The following is a 19,878-nucleotide window of genomic DNA, read 5'->3' as shown; positions in this document are numbered from 1 at the left end:
TCCGAGGGGCTCCTCACACGCCTCCCGTATGCCTCCGACCCGGCCTCTCACACGCTCTCCGACACGACCTCTCACACGTCTTCGACACGACCTCTCACACGCCCTCTCTCCGGCTTCGCCGCAACCATGCCTCCGCGTTCGCAACCGTCCAGGCCCGGGAAGCATCTGAAAGGTGCATACGGCAACGTACGGGAACGGTGGAATCCACGGGGGGATCCGATGCGCGCGTCCGTCACACATACACCCGTCGCACGAGCCTCACTGGCCGCGGCCGCCGCGCTCGCCCTGATCGGCGTGACGGCAGGCTGCACCGCGCAGGCCGCCGGCTCGGAGGAGAAGGTGCCGCCGGTGCGCATATCGCCGACGTCCCCGGGACCGCACAAGCCGTCCGAGGACGCTGGTGACGCCAAGCCGAGCGAGTCGCCCACCGCGTCTGCGACGCCGAAGAAGCCCAGGGTCCTCATGACGCGGGGTGACACGGGACGGAAGGTCCGCGAGCTCCAGGCCCGGCTGCGCGCGCTGAAGCACTTCGGCCGCGCCCCCACGGGCTACTACGGCTCCGTCACGGCCGCCGCCGTCTCCGCCTTCCAGGGCGCGCACGGCCTGCCGCGTACGGGAAAGGCGGACACCGCGACCTGGCGGAAGCTGCGGAGCCTGACCGACGCGCCCACCCGCGACGAGCTCTACCCGCCGACGACGCTGCCGGTCGCGAAGCCCGATCCCCGCTGCCTGACGGGCCGGGTCCTGTGCATCAGCAAGAAGAGCCGGACGCTGTCGTGGATGGTGGACGGCAAGGTGCTGTCGTCGATGGACGTGCGGTTCGGCTCGCAGTACACGCCGACGCGCGAGGGCACGTTCAGCGTGTACTGGAAGTCCCGGCACCACGTCTCGACGATCTACGACACCCCGATGCCGTACGCGATGTTCTTCAGCGGCGGCCAGGCCGTCCACTACTCCGCCGACTTCGCGGCCCGCGGCTACAGCGGCGCGTCGCACGGCTGTGTGAACGTACGGGACGAGGCGAAGATCGCGAACGTGTTCGCGCAGGTGCGGACGGGCGACCGGGTGGTCATCTACTGGTGAGGCCGTCCGGCGAGGCGGTCTGCGAGGCCGCCCGCACGGGGCTGAGGCCGTCTGGCGAGTGGAGAGGCCGAGGCCGGAGAGGGCGCCGAGGTGAGAGAGGGCGCGGGTGGGACCGGGGGAACGTGCCCCACCCGCGCCAATAGCGCCGAGCCGTGGGTACGGGGGGAACCCTGGCTCGGGCCTGGCCGATGACCAGTCGGCTCGTTTCTTACAGCGCCAGAGCGCTCAGAAATGTCACACCCACTTTTCGAACAGTCGCAAGTGCGAGCGTTTCCGCAGGTCAGAGGCACTGCGTCGGCGGACGGCCGGGCGCCGCTACGCCGCTACTGGGCAGGCGCTGCTGCTGGGCGGGGCGCTGCGACTGGGCGGGCGCCGCTGCTACTGGGCGGGCAGCGCGCTGTACGACGCCGTGGCGGTCGGCTCCGGGGCGCTGCCCGACGTGAGAACCGTCGGTGTGGCGGTGGGCGCGTCGGTGTCCACGGAGGAGTCGGCGGCATCGGATCCGCTCTTCTCGACGGAGTTGCCCGTGTCGCTCACGTCGTCCTCGTCGGCGCCCTTGTCGCTGCTGTTGCCCTTCTCGGAGCTGTCGCCGCCGTTGCCACCGTTGTCGCCGTCGCCGCCGTCCTCGTTCGAGCCCTTGGTACCGCCTTCGGCATCGGCCTTGTTCAGGACTCCCTCGCAGTAGCGGTCGACGCGACCGGCGCCGTTCCCCTCCGCGGAGTCCTCGAGATAGCGCCACTTCTCGTCGTCCAGCTTCTTGCCGGCGCTGTACTCGCGGCAGAGGGCGACCGTGCGCCTCCACTGCTCGGCTTCTTCGCTGCGCCCGGCGTCGCCGTTGCCAGGCTGCTGGGTGCTGTCCTCGCCCTGCCCGGCGGCGCCCGGGGACGACGCGTCATCGCCGGGCCCGCTCGAGGAGCTGCCGGACTCGGGCGTGCCGGTGCCGCCGTCGGCCTCCGGGGCGTCGGGCGCCGGGGACGCCGCCGGGTGCTCCGGGGTGGCCGCGGCGGAGACGGACACGCCGGGACCCGGCTCGCCTTCGCCGCCGAACAGCGACGGCAGCACCCCGGAGCCGGCCGCCACGGCGACCCCGCCGATCATGCAGCCGGCCAGCAACGCTGCGAGTGCGAACCGAACAGGCCGGCCCAAGCCGCGGGCGGGGGCGGCGCGGTGCACACCGGCGCGATCGGCGCCTGCGCGGCCGAGGTGCACGCCGAGGCGCACCGAACCGCCGTCGAGGTGGTCCGCGACGCGACCAGGCCCGCGGCCCCGCCTCGTCTCGGGGTGCTCGGCATAGACCGGGCGCCCGGGGTGCCCGAGGCGCTCGGGGTGCTCGAGGCGCCCGGCGGTCCCCGCGTACGCCGAGTGCTCCGCGCGCCGCTCGGCACGCGCCTGCCGGAAGGCCGCCAACGCCGCGGATTCGCCCGGGAGTTCGGCAGCGGCGGGGAAACGGCCCTCGTCGGTCAGCGCGCGTAGCGTCGCGGCGAGGCGGTGGGCCTGGGGCCGCGCCTGCTCGTCGACGGGCTCGCCGCGCAGCAGACGCTCCGCCGCGTCGCCGTCCAGCCAGGCGCCGTGGGTGCTGTCGTGCGGGCTGCCCGCCGGGCGGTCAGGCGTGAAGGAAGGCGTTCGGCCGGGCGTATGACCCGGCGTTCGGCCTCCGGGCGTCCGGGGGTCACCCGCGGCGGAACCGCCTGCGTCCTCGCCCCCCGGAAACTGACTGCGCTCGTCGGCCATCACATGTCCTTCTGCGTCCGCAAACGCGAATGCGTCACACCGGAGGACGTCACCGCGCGCGTGAGCGACTCTCTTTGGGGTGGTACGGCGCTGAGCGCGCCCGTGTTGTCCGGGTCGTCTCCGAGCAGCTCCGCGAGCCGTTTCAGACCGCGGTGTGCGGCGGTCCGGACGGCGCCGGGGCGCTTGCCCAGCGTCTCGGCCGCGCTCTTGGCGTCGAGCCCGACGACGACGCGCAGGACGACGGCCTCGGCCTGGTCCTGCGGTAGTTGCGCGATGAGCGAGAAGGCGTTGCCTGTGGCGAGGGCCTCCATGGCCTCGCCGGCGGTGTCGGACTCGGCCGCCTTGCCGGCGAGCTCGGTCTCGTCCCCGCCTATCGCCGGGCGGCGCCCCCGCATCCGAATGTGGTCCAGGGCGCGGTTGCGCGCTATGCGCGCCGCCCAGCCCCGGAACCGGTCCGCGTCCCCGCTGAAGCGGTCGATGTCGCGGGCGATCTGCAGCCACGCCTCCGACGTGACGTCCTCGGCGTCCGGATCACCCACCAGCGTCCGTACGTACCCCAGGAGCCGTGGATGCACGGCGCGGTACACAGTCCGGAAAGCGGTCTCGTCTCCGTCCTGTGCCGCAAGCACCGCGGCGGTCAGCTCCGCGTCGTCCCCCAGCACTACGCCCCTTTTGCGCCTCAACCGGCGCCGCTTTCGCGGACCTGGTTCTTCGCCGTCGTGGTTCCTCGATTGTTGGTTGCGGTCCTGCCTCGCAGTCCGGCGCGAAAGGCACGCTACGGCCTGAAACCGGCCTTCGTCCATGTCCGTACAACATGCAACTATCTCTCCGCCGATCGGCGGCCGGAACGGGGTGTGACAGAAAACGCACGCACGGCGCTGAACCAAGTACGGGCCGCCGCGCGGCCCGTGCCGCGCGACGGCCGGGGCCTCTCCTGTGGGGGGTGGCGGCCCCGGCCGTTGCCAACGGCTCGCCTGACGGCGCGTCGCATGGGGCCGGTTGCCGGTCGCCCGGCGCATCCGGCCGTACGCCGCCACCGGACAGGCCAGGCGCCCCCGTGGCGGGACGCCTGCCGAACAGGACGCGTCATCCGGCAACGGACCCCAGGCCACACACGAACTTCGCCCCCAGACCCCCCGTATCGCCCTGACGGGCTCGTCCTCAAACGCCGGACGGGCTGAATTGGCAGGCCGGACACAGGCGGCGGCTCTCGGGGACTCAGGCGGCAGACAGGCTGGAGGCGCCCGGCGGCAAACCTCTCAGGGAGGAGCCGGCGGCGCCTGGCAGCAAGGGGCCCGGAAGCGAGCGGGTCCGCTGAGAGCCGTCCGGCGCGGGTGCCTCCCATCCGCGCTTGCGCGCGCGAATCGAGGCCCGGACTCGGCGGCCTGCTCCAGGCCCTGTCGTCGAACGACAGGGCCTAACCTCCGGCGCCCGCGGCGGTCGCCGCCCCGGATTCCGCCTTGGCGCTGGCGCCGCTCTTTCCCCGGGACTTCTTTTCGGCCACCGTGCTTTTCCTGGCGGCTTCCGCGGTCTTCTGCGTCGTCTTCCCGCTGCTTCCGGTCGCGCCGGCGGTGCTTCCGGTCGCGCTGTCCGCCGCGGCGCTCCCGGTTCGCTTCTTCTTCGCGCCTTTCCCGGGCGCCAACCGCTTGTCGCAGTACGCCTTCACGGATGCCTCGCCACCCGCCGCGTCGACGAGACGCCGCCAGGCCGTCGCATCGAGCGCGCGGCCCCGGCCCTGCGCGGAAGCGTAGGCGCGGCACAGGGCCTTGCCGTTCCCGGGCCCGGCGGCCTTGTCCCGGCCGCGGTCGCCGGCCGCCGGGGAGGACTCCGGCGGCGTGGTGCCGCCACGCGAGGGCGCGGCAGCCGACTCAGCGCCGGCGGTCGGCTCCTGGGCCGTCTGCTGCGTACGCGGACGCTCGCGGTGGCCGTCGTCCGACGACGTACCGAGCACACCCATCGACGCCACCGCCACACCGCCCAGCGTCACGCTGGCCAGCAGCGCCCCGACCACCGCGCGCAGCGACCGCCCGGGCCTGCGCCAGCCGCGCGGCCGCCAGTCGTCGCGGGCGCGGGTGCGCGAGGAGCTGCGCCCGGCGCCGTCACGCGCCGCACGGAAGGCGGCGATGGCCCGCTCCTCCGCTTCGACGTCGATCCGGTCGGCCCGTACGGCCGTGGCCAGGAGAGACTCCAGCCTCGTCAGTGGGTCGTCCGCAGCACCCCGCGCCGACTGCGGATCCGCGGGTTGCGGATCCGCGGGCTGCGGATCCGACGTAGGGGACGCTCCCGGCACGGCCGGCGCGTCCGACGCTTGCCGTGCCCGCGGCACCCTCGGGGCGACCGACGCACCCGATGCGCGCCCAGAGGCCGACGCCTCAGACGCGCCGCCCTGCGAAGCAGAGGCACCCGGCGAGCCGTTCACGGCCCTCTGCGCCCCGTCCCCGCCGCCACCCTTGTCCAACTCGCCTCACTTAACCCAACATGCCCGAAGAGGAGTTCTCGTTCATCTCGAATCTCCCAGCGTCCCCGGACCCTCATCCGTCACACCATCCACTGTCGCATCCGTCGCGCCACGGGCACCGAGCCGCTCGGCGAGGCGCCTGAGGCCGCGGTACGCGGACGTACGGACAGCGCCCGGCCGCTTGCCCAGCACCCGCGCGGCCGCCGGGCCGTCGAGGCCGACGACAACGCGCAGCAGCACAGCTTCCGCCTGGTCGCGCGGCAGGTCGGCGATCAGGGAGAGCGCGGCTTCGGTCGAGATGGACTCCAGGGCCTGCTCGGGGGTGCTGTACGCGCTGGGCAGTTCGAGCAGGTCCTGCTCGAGGGCCGCCGCACGCGGCCGCGCCTTCTGCCGCCGCAGATGGTCCAACGCCCGGTGCCGCGCGATGGTGGCGGTCCAGCCGCGGAACCCCGCACCGTCCCCGCGGAACCGCCCCAGGTCGCGGGCGATCTCCAGCCAGGCCTCGGCAGCCACGTCCTCGGCGTCGTCGCCCACGAGCCCGCGCAGATAGCCGAGGAGCCCCGGCTGCACGAGACGGTACGCGACGGCGAAGGCGATCTCGTCGCCCTGCTGCGCCCGTGCGACGGCAGTGCCCAGCTCCCCGTCGGGCCCCTGCGCGCGACGGGGTTCCCCTCCGTGGCCCAACCGCTTTCCTCTTCGCGCCGACGCGACACAGATCACCGTGCCCATGCCCCCACGATGATCAGCGTGCCGACTCACAGAAATGTCACAGCTGCTGGCGTGTCGGGTGCGGGCGGGTGCTTCCGGCGCGAAAGTCCGACAGAAACGGTCTTGTTCCCCGAGGTCCGCGGCGAGTGAGTGCCGCGGGCACCATGTGCCGTCACAGGCGGCGCCGTCGGGTCAGCCTGCTTTCCGGACCCGCCCGTGGAGGGTCAGATAGAAGGTCTGCAACGATTCCTCCGGCCCCACCTCGAAACGGTTCACCACGCGGCTCAGCGGGCTCCACACCCGCCCGTCGGGCATCCGCACGCCCACCGGCTGCCCAAAGTAGACGCGCTGGCTCTCGTCCAGGTCCACCCACTCGGCGCCCGTCCGGCGCACCAGCACCTCACCCACGTACGCCCCCAGGCCGAACAGCGTCCCCGCCACGCGTGCCCGCTCCCGGCCGCCCTTGCGCAGGCCGTCGACGAGGAAGTCCACGAGGCGCAGGCTCGCGACGGAGTAGTCGAGCGGCAGCGGAAAGCGGCGCGTGGCGCCCGTGGCCGTCGCATGCGCGACGAACCCGGCGGCATGCCGCCGCATGTCCCGCGCCTTCGGCACGTGTCTCTGGCCCTCATCCATGCGGTCCCCCGCCCTCCGCGGCTCTCGATCGTCTGCTTGATCGTCTGCTTGACCAAGCGGATGTCGCCTCGTGAACATCACGCGCCACAGAAGTGCCGATTCTCACAAGGCGGATTCACCCGTTCCGCACAACCATTTGGACTTCTCGTTGGTCTGCACGCCTCTCCGAGGCGTCCTCAACCGCTCCACGCCACCCGCCCGTTGGGCAGCGGGCCGAGCCGGTTGTCAGACCCGCCTGTCACCATGACGCGCATGGACAGGAACGCCATGAGCCCGCCATCCGGCCCGGACTCGCCGCACAACAGCCGCTTCGCGGCGCTCTTCGGACCGCCGTCGCCCGAAGCCGTCACCGTGCCGGTCGACTGGGACGTGGTCGAGTCCTGGCTGGGCCTGCGCCTGCCCGCCGATTACAAGGCGGTGGTGTCGGCGTACGGCCCGCTGGACATAGGCGAGTTCATCTGGCTGCAGGCACCCTGCGTCTGGGGCACGACGCGCGCGACGAGCAACCTGTTCTGGGACACCTCGACATCGGAGACCCGGACGAGTGGCCCGTTCCAGGCGTGGGACAGGAATGTGCAGGACGAGTGAGCGCGGCTCGAGGCTTTCGGCCGCCCGCTAACTCAGCCCAGTGGGAAGCTCGATGCTCCCCTCGAACACTCCCTTGTTCTCCTCCCTGACATCCTGCCTGTACGTGATGTTCTGGCCGCCATAGGGAATGAGGAAGCCGAACTGGAACCGGTGGGATGTGATGCGGTACGTGTCGGCGTCCACGACCAGTGTCTGCTTGAGACTGGAAAGGGTGAGCTGATCCTCGGTCGCCGAGACTCCGGCGCTGCGGAGTTGCTTCAGGGTCGGGTTCAGCTCTCGTACCGCGGCCTTGACGTAGGCCCGGTCGCGGACCTGCGGGAGTTTCCGTGAGGACACGCTCACCTGAAGCCTGACCTCGCCGCCCTTCCGGGTCAGCGTGACATCGCCGCCGGATTCCTTGACGTAGCTCCTGAACTCCTCGATGGCGGCCATGGGATCTTCGACCTTGTTCTGCATGTCCGGATCGGAGGCGGGTTGCTCCTTCCAGCCCGCGGTTCCCTCTTTCACATATCCCGTGCCGTCGAGCACGAAGATCTCTTCGGGTTTGCGCACGCCCTTGCTGGTCGTGATCGTCCCCGTCGACTGGAAGGCGTCGGGGGCCAGGGTGCGCCGCACCGTGGATGCATAGGAAGCGCCGCTCGCCTGCCCCTGCAGTACGAGGCTCTCTTGACCCCGCACGGCGAACGTCCAGCCCTTCTCGGCGGCCATCGCTTCCTCGGCCCGGTCAAGGAATTCCTGTGGGGTCCCCGGCGGCTTCGGCGACTGCTTCTTCTTCGCCTGCGCCGCGCCGGCGGTCGCTTTCGCCGAGGCGACCGGGCCCGGGCCCGAGGCGGAGCTTCCGCCATCGCCGCCTCCACCGCAAGCGGACGTCGCCGCCAGCGCGCCGACTACGGCGATGGCGATCGGAATGTGGCGCGGCCGGACGTGCACGGTGTGCTCCTTGCTGGGGCGCGGGTCGCGGACGGCCGAGGTTCTAGCCGCCGCGTCACGACGGAATCAAGCCTCCGGACATTCCAGACACTCAGCTACGGCATGCCGACCGCACCCGAGCCTGGGCAACTCCCGACGCCCCTAAGGGCTCAGTCGCCCGAGTACCCGAATATGCCCACGTGGCTCGGCTCCTCGTCGGTGTACAGGACGACGTACACGCCGGTCCACCGCATGCGGCACTCGTCGAGCAGCGTCTCGCTGTGCTGCCGGGCGGCGGGCGCGACTGTCCGGATGACCTCGTAGGCCTCGTCGATCAGCTCCGCGAACCGGCTGAGCGACGGTCGATCCGTACCGAAATGGTGCACGATGCGGTCGTGTGCCAGCGGGCGCAGTGTGCCGTAGTCCTCGACGTTGTGCTCGGACGGGGCGGCGTTCGTGTGGACGACGCGTTGGATGTCGAGGATCGAGTGGGTCCCCTCCTCCTCCATGAACTCCTCGTCCTCCCACAGCTCCTCAAGCGACCCGTACGTGTCGTCGTAGCCGTAGAGCTCCTCGAAAACCTCCGTATGCAGAGCCTCCAGAGACTCCTCGACACTGCCCTTGTACGGAGTGACGTACTGCCAGCCGCTCGCGCCCATCGCGCTGCCCCTCCCCATGTGAGATCCGTGAGATCGGCGCCACCTTAGGGGGGGGACACTGACACTGGAGCGCGGGTCAGTGCACACACGGAAAACACAGGCGAAAACTGCAGAGCAGAGGTCAGACTCGCAGCGGGATGACGGACTCCGCTCCCGGCAGTTGCCCCAGATAGGCCCGGATGTCGTCGGGATCGGACGTCGCGACAAGCGCCGCGCCGATCTCCAGCGCCGTGAGCGCGACCAGCCCGTCCACCAGGTCGGGCCGCTTCTTCAACTCCCGCTTGGCGCGCAAGAAGGCGCACTTTCCGATCCGGGCCCGCTCGGCGGTACGCGACAGCGGCTCGTCGGCGCCTTCCGGCAGCGACAACTGCCAGGCCAGCATTCGTACGGACTCACGTGCACGCACGGTCACTTACCAGCGGCCCCCGTAGCGCTTCACCTTCTGTCTCAGCCACGCCCTCATCTGCGCCTCCTCGTCGGGAGTGGCAGTACGCAGGTCGCGCGCCGCGATGGTGGCCACGAAGTGCACGAACCGCACGCGACGCAGATCGCCGTCGACGCCGATCACCCTTCCGGGGCCGTAAACGTCCGTGCCGGTGTGGGCGACGTATGCACCCTCTTCGAACTCCATGTGCGGCGTCACCATTGCCATCGCACCGCCTTTCGCTCTGTGTACCGAACCGCTCACAGATTGGCGTCACCGCAGGTACGCTCACCAGTGGACTCAGCGTGACAACTGCGATGTCACATTCGGGAGTTGCGTATGGCAATCGAGGACAATCCCGGATCCCGCTCCAGTTACGGAGAGGAGCTACGCCGCCGACGCGAGGCGGCCGGGCTCACACAGGAGGAACTGAGCGTGCGGGCGATCATGTCGCGCACGCACATCGCCCATATCGAGGCGGGGCGGCGGCGGCCGTCGGTGGAGGATGCGCGGCGGCTCGACGAGGTGCTGCAGACGGGCGGGGTCTTCGTCCGGTTCCTGCCGACACAGGGCGAGGGCACGGTCGCCCAGCATTTCGCGGAGGCGCTGGAGTTGGAGCGACAGGCGACTGTGATCAGGGAGTACGCCCCGAAGCTGGTCCCCGGCATGCTGCAGACACCCGCGTACGCACGTGAGGTGCTCCAGTCTGGCTTCCCACCCAAGACCGACGAGGAACGTGACAGGCTCCTCGTCACCCGTCTCCAACGTGCCCGCATCCTCGAAGACTTCAAGTCCCCAGTGGTCTGGTATCTGCTCGACGAAGCGGTGCTGCGGCGACCGGTCGGCGGTCCGGCAGTGATGTGCGAACAGCTCCGTCACATCGTGAAGCTGGGCGAGAGCCACCGCATCCGTGTGCATGTGCTCCCCTTCTCAGTGGGCTTTCACGCACTACTGGAGGGCTTCATCTCGCTGATGTGGTTCGAGGACCTGCCACCAGTCGCCTACGCGGAAGGCCTGAAGACGGGCCGGGTGCTGGAAGTCCCGTCCGTCGTAGGCGAGTGCCAGGTGGCCTACGATCACGCCATGGGCGACGCGCTGTCTCACCGCAACTCCCTGGCGCTGATCAAGTCCATCGCGGAGGATTACGAGCATGGAGAGCAGCAGTAAGCAGCAACTCAGCATTTCGGACGCCTCTGTGCTGTCGACGTGGCGCAAGTCCAGCTACAGCGGGGGCAGCAGCGGCGACTGCCTCGAAGTCAACGACACCGCCCGCCCCGCCTGCGTCCCCGTCCGCGACAGCAAGAACCCCCACGGTCCGGCCGTCGTGTTCTCCTCCCCCGCCTGGACCTCCTTCGTCACTGCGGTCAAGAACAGCGGCCTCGGCGACATCTGAGGACCCTGACCGGGCTGGGGCCGCCGCCACCCCTCAGAGCGACACCCGGCAATAGAGCCCGTGACCCTGCGTTCGCGCTTGTCGGGCGATGTCTGCCAGTCGGCCGAGGAAGTCGGCGAGTATCCCGGGATCGGCCGACCCGTGGAACTCCTCGGTCCTGGACCAGGGGACGGCGACGGCAGCGAGCCTCTCGGTGGACGCCTCAGCCAGCACGTCGCGTAGCTGGTCGGTCAGCGTGACGATCCAGCGGCTGTCGGCCTCGGGGGCGCTCAAGAGGTGGTTGAAGCGTGGTTGGGCGGCCACCTCGTCGAAGGTCGTGCCGGTGAGCAGCGCTTCGGCGGCTCCGATCAGCAGGTACGGGTCTATCCCCTTGGCGTCGAGCACCTGCAGACCCACGGCCGCCGGACCTTCATCGAATGCCGTCAGTGCGGTGTCGTCGTCGGGCGCGCTGAAGTAGTCGTAGAGGTTTCCCATGGTCCGGATGGTGTCATCCGGGCATCGCAGCCCCCGCGATATGTCCGCTTCTTCCGGGCGGTGGCCCGGCGCTCCGGCAATGCGGTATAACCCTCGGCTCTGCGCCTCCGTGCATTCCCAGCGTCCGATGAATGCACCGGAAACGGAAAAGCGAACGCAGACCGACGGAAAGCAGAACGGAAAGCGGAGCCGTATGCCATCGACGGATTCGACCGAATCGACGGAATCCACCGAAACAGCCGGGCCCAAGGAGTCCAAAGGCCCCGACCGGCGTGCCCTCGCCGTCGCCGCCGTCCTGCTCGCCGCCTGCGGCGGGCTCGTTCTGTACGGGGTGCTCGACACCGGGGAGAAGAAGCCGGAGCAGGACGTTCCGCGCGCCTCGGTGACGTACGAGGTGACTGGCGACGGCACGGCCGACATCACGTACCAGGGGCGCAGCCGGTCCGGTGAGGCCGCGGAGGCGACCGGTGTCGAGCTGCCCTGGCGGAAGACCGTCGACGTGCCGCTCGGCAGGACGCCCACGGTGACCATCACGCTCGGCGAGAAGGGCGGGCGGGCGAGCTGTGCGCTCGCCGTTCGCGGAAAGCATGTGCAGACCGCGACGGCGTATGGCGAGTTCGGGCGCGCGACATGTCGGGGCGAATTGCCTCCGGCTGCGGAGTCGTCAACGTCCAAGTGATATACGCCACATCTTTCGGTGGTGATGTTTGCCGGTAGATGTGAGCTGAAATGAAGAGCCACTCTGTGACGGGTGGTCATTTTGTGAAGAATCTCTAGGGGTGGGGCATTTGAGTCCAGGAAAGACCCATGCGTACAAGCCGCTGAGTCTGAAGCGGAGAGCATGGCTGACGATCGGGGCGGTCGTACTGGGTGGGGCCGGCGTGGTCACGTACGCCGTGGCGAGTCCTTCCGCGCCGGCGGACAAGGATGCCGAATCCCGTAAGCCTTCCGTCCGCAGCATGAAGCTGGAGACGCAGAGCACGGACCGCAAGGGACTGCCCAAGAAGTCCACCGAGCAGTTCAGTGCCGTGGTGCTGACCTGGAACAACGAGAAGGCCGAGCTCGACGGCACGGCCGAGGTGCGCACCCGCAGCCTGGAGACCGGTGAGTGGTCCGCGTGGCAGAAGCTGCCGGAGGACCCGGGCCAGGGCGAGGGCAAGGAGGCCGAGCGGGCCGGACTGCGCGGCGGCACCGAGTCGGTGTGGACCGGTCAGTCGGACGGTGTCGAGGTGCGCGTGGTGGCCGAGGACGGCACCGCGTCGGAGCTGCCGGCCGGTCTGGACGTGAAGCTGATCGATCCCGGCACCGACAGCGGCGCCCGCGCCACCACGAGCGCCGTGGAACCCGCCGCCTTCGCGGCCGAGACGGCGACCGCGACGGCCGACGCCACCGCGACGGAGTCCCCGGCCCCGTCAGGCTCCGAGTCGACGGTTCCGGCGGCGAGCACCGAGCCCGCCACGACCGAGTCGGCGACCACCTCGGAGTCCCCCTCCGAGTCCGCCTCCGCATCGGCCTCGGCGTCGCCCGAGCCCTCGGAGACCGTGCCGACCGCCCGCCCGTCCACCGTCGTCAAGCCGCCCATCATCACGCAGGCCGAGTGGGGCGCCTCGACGGACTACAACGGCACGCCCTCGTACGGCGACAAGATCGAGGCGGCCGTCGTCCACCACACGGGCGTGAGCAGCGACAACACGCTGTCCTGCGCCGAGTCGCGGGCCCGCGTGCGCAGCATCCAGATGTCGCACATCTCGCAGGGCTGGTACGACATCGGCTACAACTTCCTCGTCGACCGCTGCGGGCAGATCTTCGAGGGCCGCAGCGGCGGCATGGACCTGCCGGTGGTCGGCGCCCACGACGCGGGCTTCAACACGAACACGGTCGGCATCTCGTACATCGGCAACTTCGAGACCGCGAAGCCGACGAAGGCCGCGCTGGACGCCATCTCGCGCGTCATCGCCTGGAAGTTCGGCCAGTACGGCGTCGACCCGAAGGCCAACGTCACGCTGACGTCGCGCGCCCCGCTGAACTACAGCGGGAACAAGGTCCCGGAGGGCTCGACGATCACGCTGCCGACGATCTTCGGCCACCGCGACACCAACGCCACCGCGTGCCCTGGCGCGAACCTCTACCCGAAGCTCTCCACCATCCGCACCCTGGCGTCCCTCCCCGGCGTCTCGCACGCCCTGCCGACCTCGGACTTCAACCGTGACGGCGTCAGCGACCTGGTCGCCGGTGTGCCGAAGGCGTCCGGCAGCGTCGGGAACGTCGTCATCGTGCCCGGCAGCGTCAACGGCCCCGCGGCCGGCTCGAAGCTGAGGCTCACCCAGTCCAGCGCGGGCGTCCCCGGTTCCTCCGAGTCGGGCGACCAGTGGGGCGCGGCCACGGCGTGGGGCGACATCAACGGCGACGGGTACGCGGACCTCGCGATCGGCGCGCCCGGCGAGGACGACACGACGGGTCACGCGGACCGCGGCGCGGTCACCATCCTGTACGGCCCGACGTTCGACAAGAACGCCTCCTCCATCCAGCTCGGCGACGACTACACGCCCACCGGCGCCAAGTTCGGCGCGGCCGTCACCGTCGGCGACTTCAACGGCGACGGCAAGGCGGACGTGTTCGCCGCGTCCACCGGTACGGGCGGCAGCTGGGCGGCCCGGTTCGCCGACGGCCACGAGGTGGCCGGTCAGGTCACGTCCGGCTCCGGCGGCCTCGCCTACGCCGACGCCACGACCGGCGACTTCAACCGGGACGGCTACGCGGACGTGGCGCTCAACTACCGCGACTCGTCCGGCATCGGCCGGGTCACCTGGTTCAGGGGCTCCAAGTCGACCGGCCTGACCAAGGTGTCCACGCTCTCCGTCAAGGGCGGCCGCTCCATCGCGGCGGGCGACGTCAACGGCAACGGCTACGACGACATCGTCATCGGCCAGCCGTACACCGCCGAGTCCGGCGCCAAGGCGGGCGGCCAGGTGACGATGGTCCCGGGTACGTCCACCGGCTTCACCACGACCGGCATGACGACGATCCACCAGGACACCGCCAGTGTCCCGGGCGCCGCCGAGTCCGGGGACGCGCTCGGCTGGTCGGTGTCGGTCGGCGACTACAACGGCGACGGATACGCGGACGTCCTCGCGGGCGCCCCGAACGAGGACATCACCCGCAGCGGCAACCGCACCAACGCGGGCTCGGCCTGGCTGCTGAAGGGCACGTCGTCCGGCCTGACCGGCTCGGGCTCGCTCTCCTTCTCGCAGGACACCAGCGGCATCTCGGGCTACACGGAGTCCAACGACAAGCTGGGCTCCGCCGTCTCCCTGACGGACCTCTCCGGCTACGGCCGGGCGGACCTGACGTTCGGTGTCGAGGGCGAGAACGCGTACGAGGGCACGCTCCTCTACGTGCCCAGCGGCAGCAGCGGCATCTCCACGTCGCAGGCCTACTACATCGGCCGCGACAAGCTGGGGACGCCGACGGGCGCGTATCTGGGCCAGACGCTGACGCCGTGATGAGGGCATATGTGATGACGGCATAGCGACCGCCGCTCGCACAGACGGTGACAGGACGGCCGGGCTCCCGCTTGGGGGCCCGGCCGTTCGTCGTCGTCAGGCAGACGCGCCGTTGTGTGTCAGTCGTCTTCAGTCTTCAGTCTTCGGCCAGGGGCCAGGTCTCCCAGGTCAGCTCCAGGCGGCTGTACGCATCGTCGAACCAGGCGTCGTCCAGCGGGACGGTCACCGTCACCGTCGTCAGGGACATCGAGCCGTCCTTGATCGTGACGTGGGCCCGTTCCTCGTCCACGTCGCGTTCGACGAACATCTCGGGCCCGCGTCCTCCCTCCCGCCACGCGATGTCCTGCCCTGCGTCCAGCGCGTCCAGAGCCTCCTGCCACTGCTGCAGGTCCTCCGGGAAGACCGAGATCCCGATGCCTCCCCGTACGAAGGGGGTGTCGACGAGGATCTCACCGGCCAGTACGTCGACCGCAGCCGGTCCTGCTTCGCGTATCCCGGTGATCCGGACGACGACGCTGTTGCCCGCGCCCTCCAGCCGGATCAGGTCGATCGGTCCGTCAGCCATCAGTGTCCTCCCGGCTCCCGTATGTGGCGGAACACCAGCTTGTGTGGCGGAACCCCAGCTCTCTCAGGACGTGCCGCCGAAGTCGACGGCCTTCGTCTCGACCGTCCCTGCCGTCCGCCCGGGCGCCGCCTGGTAGGTCCAGTACAGGTTGGTGTGCGCGATGACCTGGCCGGGGGCCGGTGCGCCCCATGCCGTGTGGTCCTCCGTCGTGTGGGCGTCGCTGACGAGGGTCGCGTCGTACCCCCTCACGAACGCGCCGTGGAGCGTCGAGCGGATGCACGCGTCGGTCTGTGCGCCGACGACGACCAGTCGCCCGACTCCGAGGTCCGACAGCACGGTCTCGAGCGTGGTGGCCTCGAAGGAGTCGCCGTAGCGCTTCTCGACGAGCGGCTCGGCGTCGTCCGGAGTCAGCTCGGGGACGATCCGCCAGTCGTCGCTGCCCCGCGCAAGGTCCTCGTCGGAGTGCTGGACCCAGACGACCGGGACCCGCTCCTGCCGCGCCTTCTCGACGAGGCTGCCGATGTTCGCGACGACGGCGTCGCGCTCGTGCGCCCCCGCGACGACGCCGTTCTGCACGTCGACGACCAGGAGTGCGGTGTTCGGGCGGTTCTCGAGTGTGGTCATGTCTCCCCCTTGGTTGTTGGACCGTCAGCCGATCAGGAGAGCACGCTACATCTCCCCACTGACAGCGGCCCCTTGCCGCTACACATCCGTCGCGTTCGGCTCGTACGTCACGGCCACCAGGCGGTCGCTGATCGCCGCGGGGCTCTCGGACTTCTCCTCGGCGCGGTGTGCACGGATCGCCGGGTCGGAGAGGGTGAGGACCATCACCGGGCAGTCCTCGACATTGTTGGTCCCATCGGGCGTGCACCGGGTGATTTTCGTGAAGGTGTAGCCCGGGCACAGGGCCCCGGCAGGGAGTTCCACCTGCAGGGTCAGGTCGTTGTCCGGGGTGAAGCGGAACTGTCCCGACTTCGGGGTTCTGACGCGTTTGCCCGTGATGCCGACGACGACGTCGGCCGTCAGTCCGCGGGCGGAAGCGGTGCGTCCCTCGCCGTGCGGCCCGTACATGTCCACCGTCACGCGGTGTTCGCCGACTGGCGCGGGGAGGGTGAGCGTCCGGTCGCCCGGGGCGATGTGCGCGGTGATGGTGTAACGGGGGCGCCCGGACGTGTGCGGCCCCGGGTCGACGTAGCCGTAGCTCGAGATGACCAGCTGCGGAAGTGCGTCCCGTTCACCCGCGCCACGCGGCTCGGGCCGTACGGGGCCGGTCTCGCCGCACCCCGAGAGCGCCGCGGTGGCCCCGCCGGGCAGCGCGGTGTCCTTCCGTTCGCCGAGTGCGCCGCGCCAGCGGCCCTGTCCGGAATCCGGCCAGGGGGTCGGATACGGGTGGGGGTACAGCAGGGCGAGCAGCAGCAGCGGCGGCAGGCTGAGCAGCAGCCACGACCGCGGCGAGAGCCGGCCGTTCCGGAACACTCAGACTCGCCCGCGCGCTCTGCGGGAGACCACTGCGCGCAGGACGCGGCGGCCCTCGGTCGACACGTCGAGGGCCTTGCGCAGCCCACTCGTGCCGTGGACCGAGAGGAGTTCGAGGATGGTGATCTGGCGCCGCAGTTCGGCGGCGACGAGCGGGGACATGGCGTCCGTACTGCCCTCGCGGCGGGCCGTCACCGACTGGTCGCCGTCGTCCTTGGCGTCCAGCATCCGGTGGATCTGCAGCGCGGCCACGGAACACGCGTCGGCCCATTCGCGCAGCTGCGCCGCCTCGGGCGTACGGGCCAGGGACTCACGGCTGTGCGGGAGGACCAGGGGCGCGGCGCCGAGCATGCGGCGCGCCAGCACGCAGGCCTCGTCGTCGTCCACTTCCGCCGTATCGAGGGCGGACCGCGCCGTGGCCAGCCGCTCGCCCCACTCCTCGCCGTCCGTGAGGCTCGCCCACAGCGGGCGCAGCACGTCGTCGTCACCGCCCAGCAGGGGCACGCAACGGTCCAGACAGGCGAGACCGCTCACCGCCAGACCTCGCTCGTCGGCCTGAGCGATCAGCTCCACCAGGCTCATCTCTGCGCCTCCCTTTCCGGACTCGAAACCTCCCCTTACTGCGTGCAAAGCGCCGGGAACGTCACTGCACCCGAACCCCGCGGTCTCGGAACGTGACGACCCCCAGACGTCACCGCCGTGGCGGCGACGCTCAACTTCCCTGCTCACGCGGGCCGTTTGCCGCGCACGCTCACTGCGGCGGCTGCTCGACCCCCAGCCCGTCGAGGAGCCGGAAGAACAGTGCCTCCGCGAACGGGTCAGGGTCCGCCGTGAGCACCTCGATCAGCGGCTCGTCCGGTACGTCGCGGCCCGCCTCCGCCGCCCACGCGACCGCCCGCTCGGCGGCGTCGCGTGGCTCGAGGAAGTAGTCCTCCAGCGTCAGGTCGTCGCCGCCCATGTACGCGGCCATCGCGCCGCGGGCCAGACACGTGGTCCACGCCCCGCTCTCCGGGCCGGCCGCCTCGACGACCACGCAGTCGCTGTCCATGACGTACCCGAACAGCGCGGGCGCCCCGGTCTCCAGCGCCAGCGCGTTCATGCTCCCCACGTCCTGGGTGGCATCGCCGCCGCCGGGGCACTCCCACACCTGCCAGCCTCCGGCGCGCTGCTCGTGCAGGGTCAGCTGGTCCCGTACGCCCTGCAGCGCGGTCAGTTCGGCGAGCGGCCGCTCACTCCTGGCCACGACGAAGTAACCCCAGTAGCCCATCCCGTTGGCCCCCCGCTGCGTTCGACGGCTCTGTCGTGTCTGCCCTGCTGTCCTGCTGTTCTGCCGTGCTCTTCCGTCCTGCTGTGGCGCTCGGCTCCTCAGGACTCATCGGCCGAATACACCACAGGAGCACATGAGTTCGCTACCGATAAGGCGATTCCAGCGGTTCGGCCCGTTCAGCCCACCTTCTCCGCCAGCGCTCTGAACTGCTCCCACGTCATGTCCGGCTTCCCCGGGTCCCACACCTTCTGGATCATGGCGTTCAGCGGCATCCGGATGCCCTGGGCGACCTGATCCTGCGTCTGCGCGTCGGCGAGGTCGCACCATACGGAGAAGACGGCGCCCAGGATCTGGTCGTTGTACCTCTCCGGGACCGGCGTGGTGCCGCGCAGGACGAGCGGAGTCCACTGCTCGAAGATGCGCTGCCCGGTGGGGTAGAAGAACTGGTTGGGCTGGCCGAGGACGTAGTAGAGGAACTCGTCGTTGTAGTTGACGACGTCCCGTCCCTCCTGCAGATACGACAGCGGCTGCCGCGCCCCGATCTCCTTGCCCGTCCAGTACGCGACCTGGATGTCCTTGTCGGCCTGGACGACACCGCCCGTATAGAACCCGTCGTTCCAGGCCTTGACCGTCCGGCCGTGTCCGCGCATCGTCGCCGCCCGGTCGTTCAGCCAGTCCGTCGCCAGGTCCTGGATGCGGCCGTTCGCGCCGTGCGCCTGCCGGGCTGCTTGGGCGAGCTGGGGGTACGACGCCTCCGGGTTGCTGGCCATCAGGGCGCGGTACTCATCGCCGCCCAGGTGCCAGAGCGGCCCGGGGAACAGCCCCGCGTACTCGTTCAGCAGGTCGTCGACGAGCTGGCCGGACTCCTTCTTGGAGATGTCGATCGCCCCGGACGCGACCGTGCCCTGGGCGTTGCGCAGCTGCAGATCGGGGTGCGCGGCGAGGACGGCCCCGAGGTGGCCGGGCGAGTCGATCTCCGGCACGACGGTGATGTGCCGGGACGCGGCCAGCGCGATGATGTCCCGCACCTCGGCCTTCGTCAGATGCTCCCTGGACACGATCTCCGGGTGCGAGTCCGACTCGATGCGGAAGGCCTGGTCGTCGGAGAAGTGCAGACCGAGCTGGTTGTACTTCAGGTCGCCGAGCTCGCGGATGCGGTCCTCGATCCAGTCGGCCGTGAAGTGCTTGCGCGCGATGTCGAGGTTGAACCCGCGCTGCGGCTTCGCGGGCGCGTCCCGTACGACACCCTCGGGCGCGGACCCCTGGGCGCGCACCTCCTGCTTGAGGGTGCGCGTTCCGTAGAAGACCCCGGCCTCGCCGGGCCCGGTGATGCGTACGCGCTGGTCCTTGACGGTCATGGTGTACGACTCGGCGCCGCCGCCCGCGCCCGGGGTGAGCGCCAGTTCGACGTCCCCGGCTCCCGCGGCGACCTTGCCCGCGTACCGCAGCTTCAGCTCACTAGCGATCAGCTGCCCCTCGTCCGCGAGGGCATCGTCGGCGACGACCACCCGGCCGTCTCCCGGCTGCCAGCCGGGGCCGCGGGCCGCCGTGAAGTCCCGGACCGCGGGGATCGTGTCCGGTGCCGTCGACAGCGGATACGTGCGATCCGGCGACGGCGTCGACACGGGCGCCGCCGGGGGCGCCGAGGGACTCACCATCCCTGGACCCGATGGTGTTCCGGTGGGCTGCCGGCTCGCGGCGGGGCCGCCCGCTCCGCCTCCCGCCCAGAGCGTCACCGTCAGGGCCGCGGTGGCCGCCGTGGCCGCTCCCGCACCGCTCCACCCCCAGACTCGCCTCACCACGCCGCGCCTCCTGTGGTGCTCTGCGGGAGGTGCCGGACACACCCTGTGACCGTATGGCCGGAGTGGTGCTCGCCAATGTCACCCTTCGGCGACGAAACTCTGCCGTCCGGGTGAATTTCGGACACCGAACGGACAGGTCCCGTCATAGGCCGATAGCGTGACGACACATTCATCACTTCATCCACAGCAGAAGCACGAGTCATTC

Annotated in this window: 22 protein-coding genes; 6 read left to right on the top strand and 16 right to left on the bottom strand. The window is 70.5% G+C overall.

All coding sequences use genetic code 11. The features are described 5' to 3' along the window. Window positions 1–219 precede the first annotated feature (219 nt). Window positions 220–1,083, top strand: a complete 864-nt coding sequence (locus STSP_RS17260; RefSeq protein ID WP_067278481.1) for a L,D-transpeptidase family protein — start codon at window positions 220–222, stop codon at window positions 1,081–1,083. Between the two features lie 378 nt (window positions 1,084–1,461). On the opposite strand, the gene STSP_RS17255 is transcribed toward STSP_RS17260, so the two are convergent. From STSP_RS17255 to STSP_RS17235, 5 genes are all read right to left on the bottom strand, one after another. Continuing rightward, window positions 1,462–2,814, bottom strand: a complete 1,353-nt coding sequence (locus STSP_RS17255) for a hypothetical protein (protein ID WP_067278479.1) — start codon at window positions 2,812–2,814, stop codon at window positions 1,462–1,464. After that, on the bottom strand, window positions 2,814–3,476 hold the full coding sequence (locus STSP_RS17250) for an RNA polymerase sigma factor (RefSeq protein ID WP_067278477.1): 663 nt from the start codon (window positions 3,474–3,476) through the stop codon (window positions 2,814–2,816). The genes STSP_RS17255 and STSP_RS17250 overlap by 1 nt, the downstream gene beginning before the upstream one ends. Window positions 3,477–4,231: 755 nt before the next feature. After that, the gene (locus tag STSP_RS17245; RefSeq protein ID WP_067278474.1) at window positions 4,232–5,104 is read right to left on the bottom strand and encodes a hypothetical protein; all 873 of its coding nucleotides are present in this window, start codon (window positions 5,102–5,104) and stop codon (window positions 4,232–4,234) included. 210 nt (window positions 5,105–5,314) lie between these two features. Next, window positions 5,315–5,956, bottom strand: a complete 642-nt coding sequence (locus STSP_RS17240; protein WP_067278473.1) for an RNA polymerase sigma factor — start codon at window positions 5,954–5,956, stop codon at window positions 5,315–5,317. A gap of 216 nt (window positions 5,957–6,172) precedes the next feature. Further along, window positions 6,173–6,574, bottom strand: coding sequence for a hypothetical protein (locus tag STSP_RS17235; protein WP_107441323.1), 402 nt, complete (start codon window positions 6,572–6,574; stop codon window positions 6,173–6,175). 291 nt (window positions 6,575–6,865) lie between these two features. Between STSP_RS17235 and STSP_RS17230 the strand changes: the two genes are divergently transcribed. Further along, window positions 6,866–7,201, top strand: a complete 336-nt coding sequence (locus STSP_RS17230) for a hypothetical protein (protein WP_157902847.1) — start codon at window positions 6,866–6,868, stop codon at window positions 7,199–7,201. A 27-nt stretch (window positions 7,202–7,228) separates the two neighbouring features. Here the strand turns inward: STSP_RS17230 and STSP_RS17225 are convergent, their stop codons facing one another. The 4 genes from STSP_RS17225 to STSP_RS17210 form a co-directional block, all read right to left on the bottom strand. Beyond that, window positions 7,229–7,909 (bottom strand): hypothetical protein, encoded by a 681-nt coding sequence (locus tag STSP_RS17225; protein WP_232789685.1) that lies wholly within the window; start codon window positions 7,907–7,909, stop codon window positions 7,229–7,231. Between the two features lie 371 nt (window positions 7,910–8,280). Beyond that, complete coding sequence (locus STSP_RS17220; protein ID WP_232789684.1) at window positions 8,281–8,787, bottom strand: hypothetical protein; 507 nt, start codon at window positions 8,785–8,787, stop codon at window positions 8,281–8,283. Between the two features lie 103 nt (window positions 8,788–8,890). Continuing rightward, a complete protein-coding gene (locus STSP_RS17215) occupies window positions 8,891–9,181 on the bottom strand; it encodes a hypothetical protein (RefSeq protein ID WP_078067255.1) in 291 nt (96 codons plus the stop codon). Beyond that, a complete protein-coding gene (locus STSP_RS17210; protein WP_232789683.1) occupies window positions 9,182–9,421 on the bottom strand; it encodes a hypothetical protein in 240 nt (79 codons plus the stop codon). It lies immediately after the preceding gene. Window positions 9,422–9,532: 111 nt separating this feature from the next. Here STSP_RS17210 and STSP_RS17205 point away from each other — a divergent pair, with 111 nt between their 5' ends. Next, complete coding sequence (locus STSP_RS17205; protein WP_067278456.1) at window positions 9,533–10,360, top strand: helix-turn-helix domain-containing protein; 828 nt, start codon at window positions 9,533–9,535, stop codon at window positions 10,358–10,360. Then, window positions 10,344–10,586 (top strand): DUF397 domain-containing protein, encoded by a 243-nt coding sequence (locus tag STSP_RS17200; RefSeq protein WP_067278454.1) that lies wholly within the window; start codon window positions 10,344–10,346, stop codon window positions 10,584–10,586. The genes STSP_RS17205 and STSP_RS17200 overlap by 17 nt, the downstream gene beginning before the upstream one ends. Window positions 10,587–10,619: 33 nt before the next feature. On the opposite strand, the gene STSP_RS17195 is transcribed toward STSP_RS17200, so the two are convergent. After that, the gene (locus STSP_RS17195; RefSeq protein WP_067278452.1) at window positions 10,620–11,060 is read right to left on the bottom strand and encodes a hypothetical protein; all 441 of its coding nucleotides are present in this window, start codon (window positions 11,058–11,060) and stop codon (window positions 10,620–10,622) included. 193 nt (window positions 11,061–11,253) lie between these two features. Between STSP_RS17195 and STSP_RS17190 the strand changes: the two genes are divergently transcribed. After that, complete coding sequence (locus STSP_RS17190; RefSeq protein WP_232789682.1) at window positions 11,254–11,739, top strand: hypothetical protein; 486 nt, start codon at window positions 11,254–11,256, stop codon at window positions 11,737–11,739. Window positions 11,740–12,019: 280 nt separating this feature from the next. Next, the gene (locus STSP_RS17185) at window positions 12,020–14,563 is read left to right on the top strand and encodes an FG-GAP-like repeat-containing protein (protein ID WP_232789681.1); all 2,544 of its coding nucleotides are present in this window, start codon (window positions 12,020–12,022) and stop codon (window positions 14,561–14,563) included. A 136-nt stretch (window positions 14,564–14,699) separates the two neighbouring features. Here the strand turns inward: STSP_RS17185 and STSP_RS17180 are convergent, their stop codons facing one another. The 6 genes from STSP_RS17180 to STSP_RS17155 all read right to left on the bottom strand — a co-directional run bounded on the left by STSP_RS17180 (window position 14,700) and on the right by STSP_RS17155 (window position 19,673). Beyond that, window positions 14,700–15,128 (bottom strand): DUF5959 family protein, encoded by a 429-nt coding sequence (locus STSP_RS17180; protein WP_067278447.1) that lies wholly within the window; start codon window positions 15,126–15,128, stop codon window positions 14,700–14,702. Between the two features lie 63 nt (window positions 15,129–15,191). Continuing rightward, window positions 15,192–15,752, bottom strand: a complete 561-nt coding sequence (locus tag STSP_RS17175) for an isochorismatase family protein (protein WP_067278442.1) — start codon at window positions 15,750–15,752, stop codon at window positions 15,192–15,194. A gap of 78 nt (window positions 15,753–15,830) precedes the next feature. Then, the gene (locus STSP_RS17170) at window positions 15,831–16,604 is read right to left on the bottom strand and encodes a hypothetical protein (protein WP_067278440.1); all 774 of its coding nucleotides are present in this window, start codon (window positions 16,602–16,604) and stop codon (window positions 15,831–15,833) included. Continuing rightward, window positions 16,605–17,186: a hypothetical protein gene (locus STSP_RS17165; protein ID WP_067278437.1), complete on the bottom strand. Its 582-nt coding sequence runs from the start codon at window positions 17,184–17,186 to the stop codon at window positions 16,605–16,607. 169 nt (window positions 17,187–17,355) lie between these two features. Then, window positions 17,356–17,871 carry a hypothetical protein gene (locus STSP_RS17160; RefSeq protein WP_067278435.1) on the bottom strand — a complete coding sequence of 172 codons (516 nt, stop codon included), beginning with the start codon at window positions 17,869–17,871 and terminating at the stop codon, window positions 17,356–17,358. A gap of 176 nt (window positions 17,872–18,047) precedes the next feature. Next, on the bottom strand, window positions 18,048–19,673 hold the full coding sequence (locus STSP_RS17155; protein WP_232789680.1) for a family 20 glycosylhydrolase: 1,626 nt from the start codon (window positions 19,671–19,673) through the stop codon (window positions 18,048–18,050). Window positions 19,674–19,878: the final 205 nt, after the last annotated feature.

Origin of the sequence: Streptomyces jeddahensis, from assembly GCF_001642995.1 — a bacterium.
Taxonomy (GTDB): Bacteria; Actinomycetota; Actinomycetes; order Streptomycetales; family Streptomycetaceae; genus Streptomyces; species Streptomyces jeddahensis.
This window is presented reverse-complemented; position numbering and strand designations above follow the sequence as displayed.

Bases quoted from the DNA above. Each gene is read 5' to 3' on its own strand.
- STSP_RS17190 (WP_232789682.1), top strand. From the start codon at position 11,254: ATGCCATCGACGGATTCGACCGAATCGACGGAATCCACCGAAACAGCC.
- STSP_RS17195 (WP_067278452.1), bottom strand. From the start codon at position 11,060: ATGGGAAACCTCTACGACTACTTCAGCGCGCCCGACGACGACACCGCA.
- STSP_RS17160 (WP_067278435.1), bottom strand. From the start codon at position 17,871: ATGGGCTACTGGGGTTACTTCGTCGTGGCCAGGAGTGAGCGGCCGCTC.
- STSP_RS17205 (WP_067278456.1), top strand. From the start codon at position 9,533: ATGGCAATCGAGGACAATCCCGGATCCCGCTCCAGTTACGGAGAGGAG.
- STSP_RS17180 (WP_067278447.1), bottom strand. From the start codon at position 15,128: ATGGCTGACGGACCGATCGACCTGATCCGGCTGGAGGGCGCGGGCAAC.
- STSP_RS17200 (WP_067278454.1), top strand. From the start codon at position 10,344: ATGGAGAGCAGCAGTAAGCAGCAACTCAGCATTTCGGACGCCTCTGTG.
- STSP_RS17185 (WP_232789681.1), top strand. From the start codon at position 12,020: ATGAAGCTGGAGACGCAGAGCACGGACCGCAAGGGACTGCCCAAGAAG.
- STSP_RS17255 (WP_067278479.1), bottom strand. From the start codon at position 2,814: ATGGCCGACGAGCGCAGTCAGTTTCCGGGGGGCGAGGACGCAGGCGGT.
- STSP_RS17175 (WP_067278442.1), bottom strand. From the start codon at position 15,752: ATGACCACACTCGAGAACCGCCCGAACACCGCACTCCTGGTCGTCGAC.
- STSP_RS17260 (WP_067278481.1), top strand. From the start codon at position 220: ATGCGCGCGTCCGTCACACATACACCCGTCGCACGAGCCTCACTGGCC.
- STSP_RS17220 (WP_232789684.1), bottom strand. From the start codon at position 8,787: ATGGGGAGGGGCAGCGCGATGGGCGCGAGCGGCTGGCAGTACGTCACT.
- STSP_RS17230 (WP_157902847.1), top strand. From the start codon at position 6,866: ATGGACAGGAACGCCATGAGCCCGCCATCCGGCCCGGACTCGCCGCAC.
- STSP_RS17235 (WP_107441323.1), bottom strand. From the start codon at position 6,574: ATGCGGCGGCATGCCGCCGGGTTCGTCGCGCATGCGACGGCCACGGGC.
- STSP_RS17165 (WP_067278437.1), bottom strand. From the start codon at position 17,186: ATGAGCCTGGTGGAGCTGATCGCTCAGGCCGACGAGCGAGGTCTGGCG.
- STSP_RS17210 (WP_232789683.1), bottom strand. From the start codon at position 9,421: ATGGCAATGGTGACGCCGCACATGGAGTTCGAAGAGGGTGCATACGTC.
- STSP_RS17225 (WP_232789685.1), bottom strand. From the start codon at position 7,909: ATGGCCGCCGAGAAGGGCTGGACGTTCGCCGTGCGGGGTCAAGAGAGC.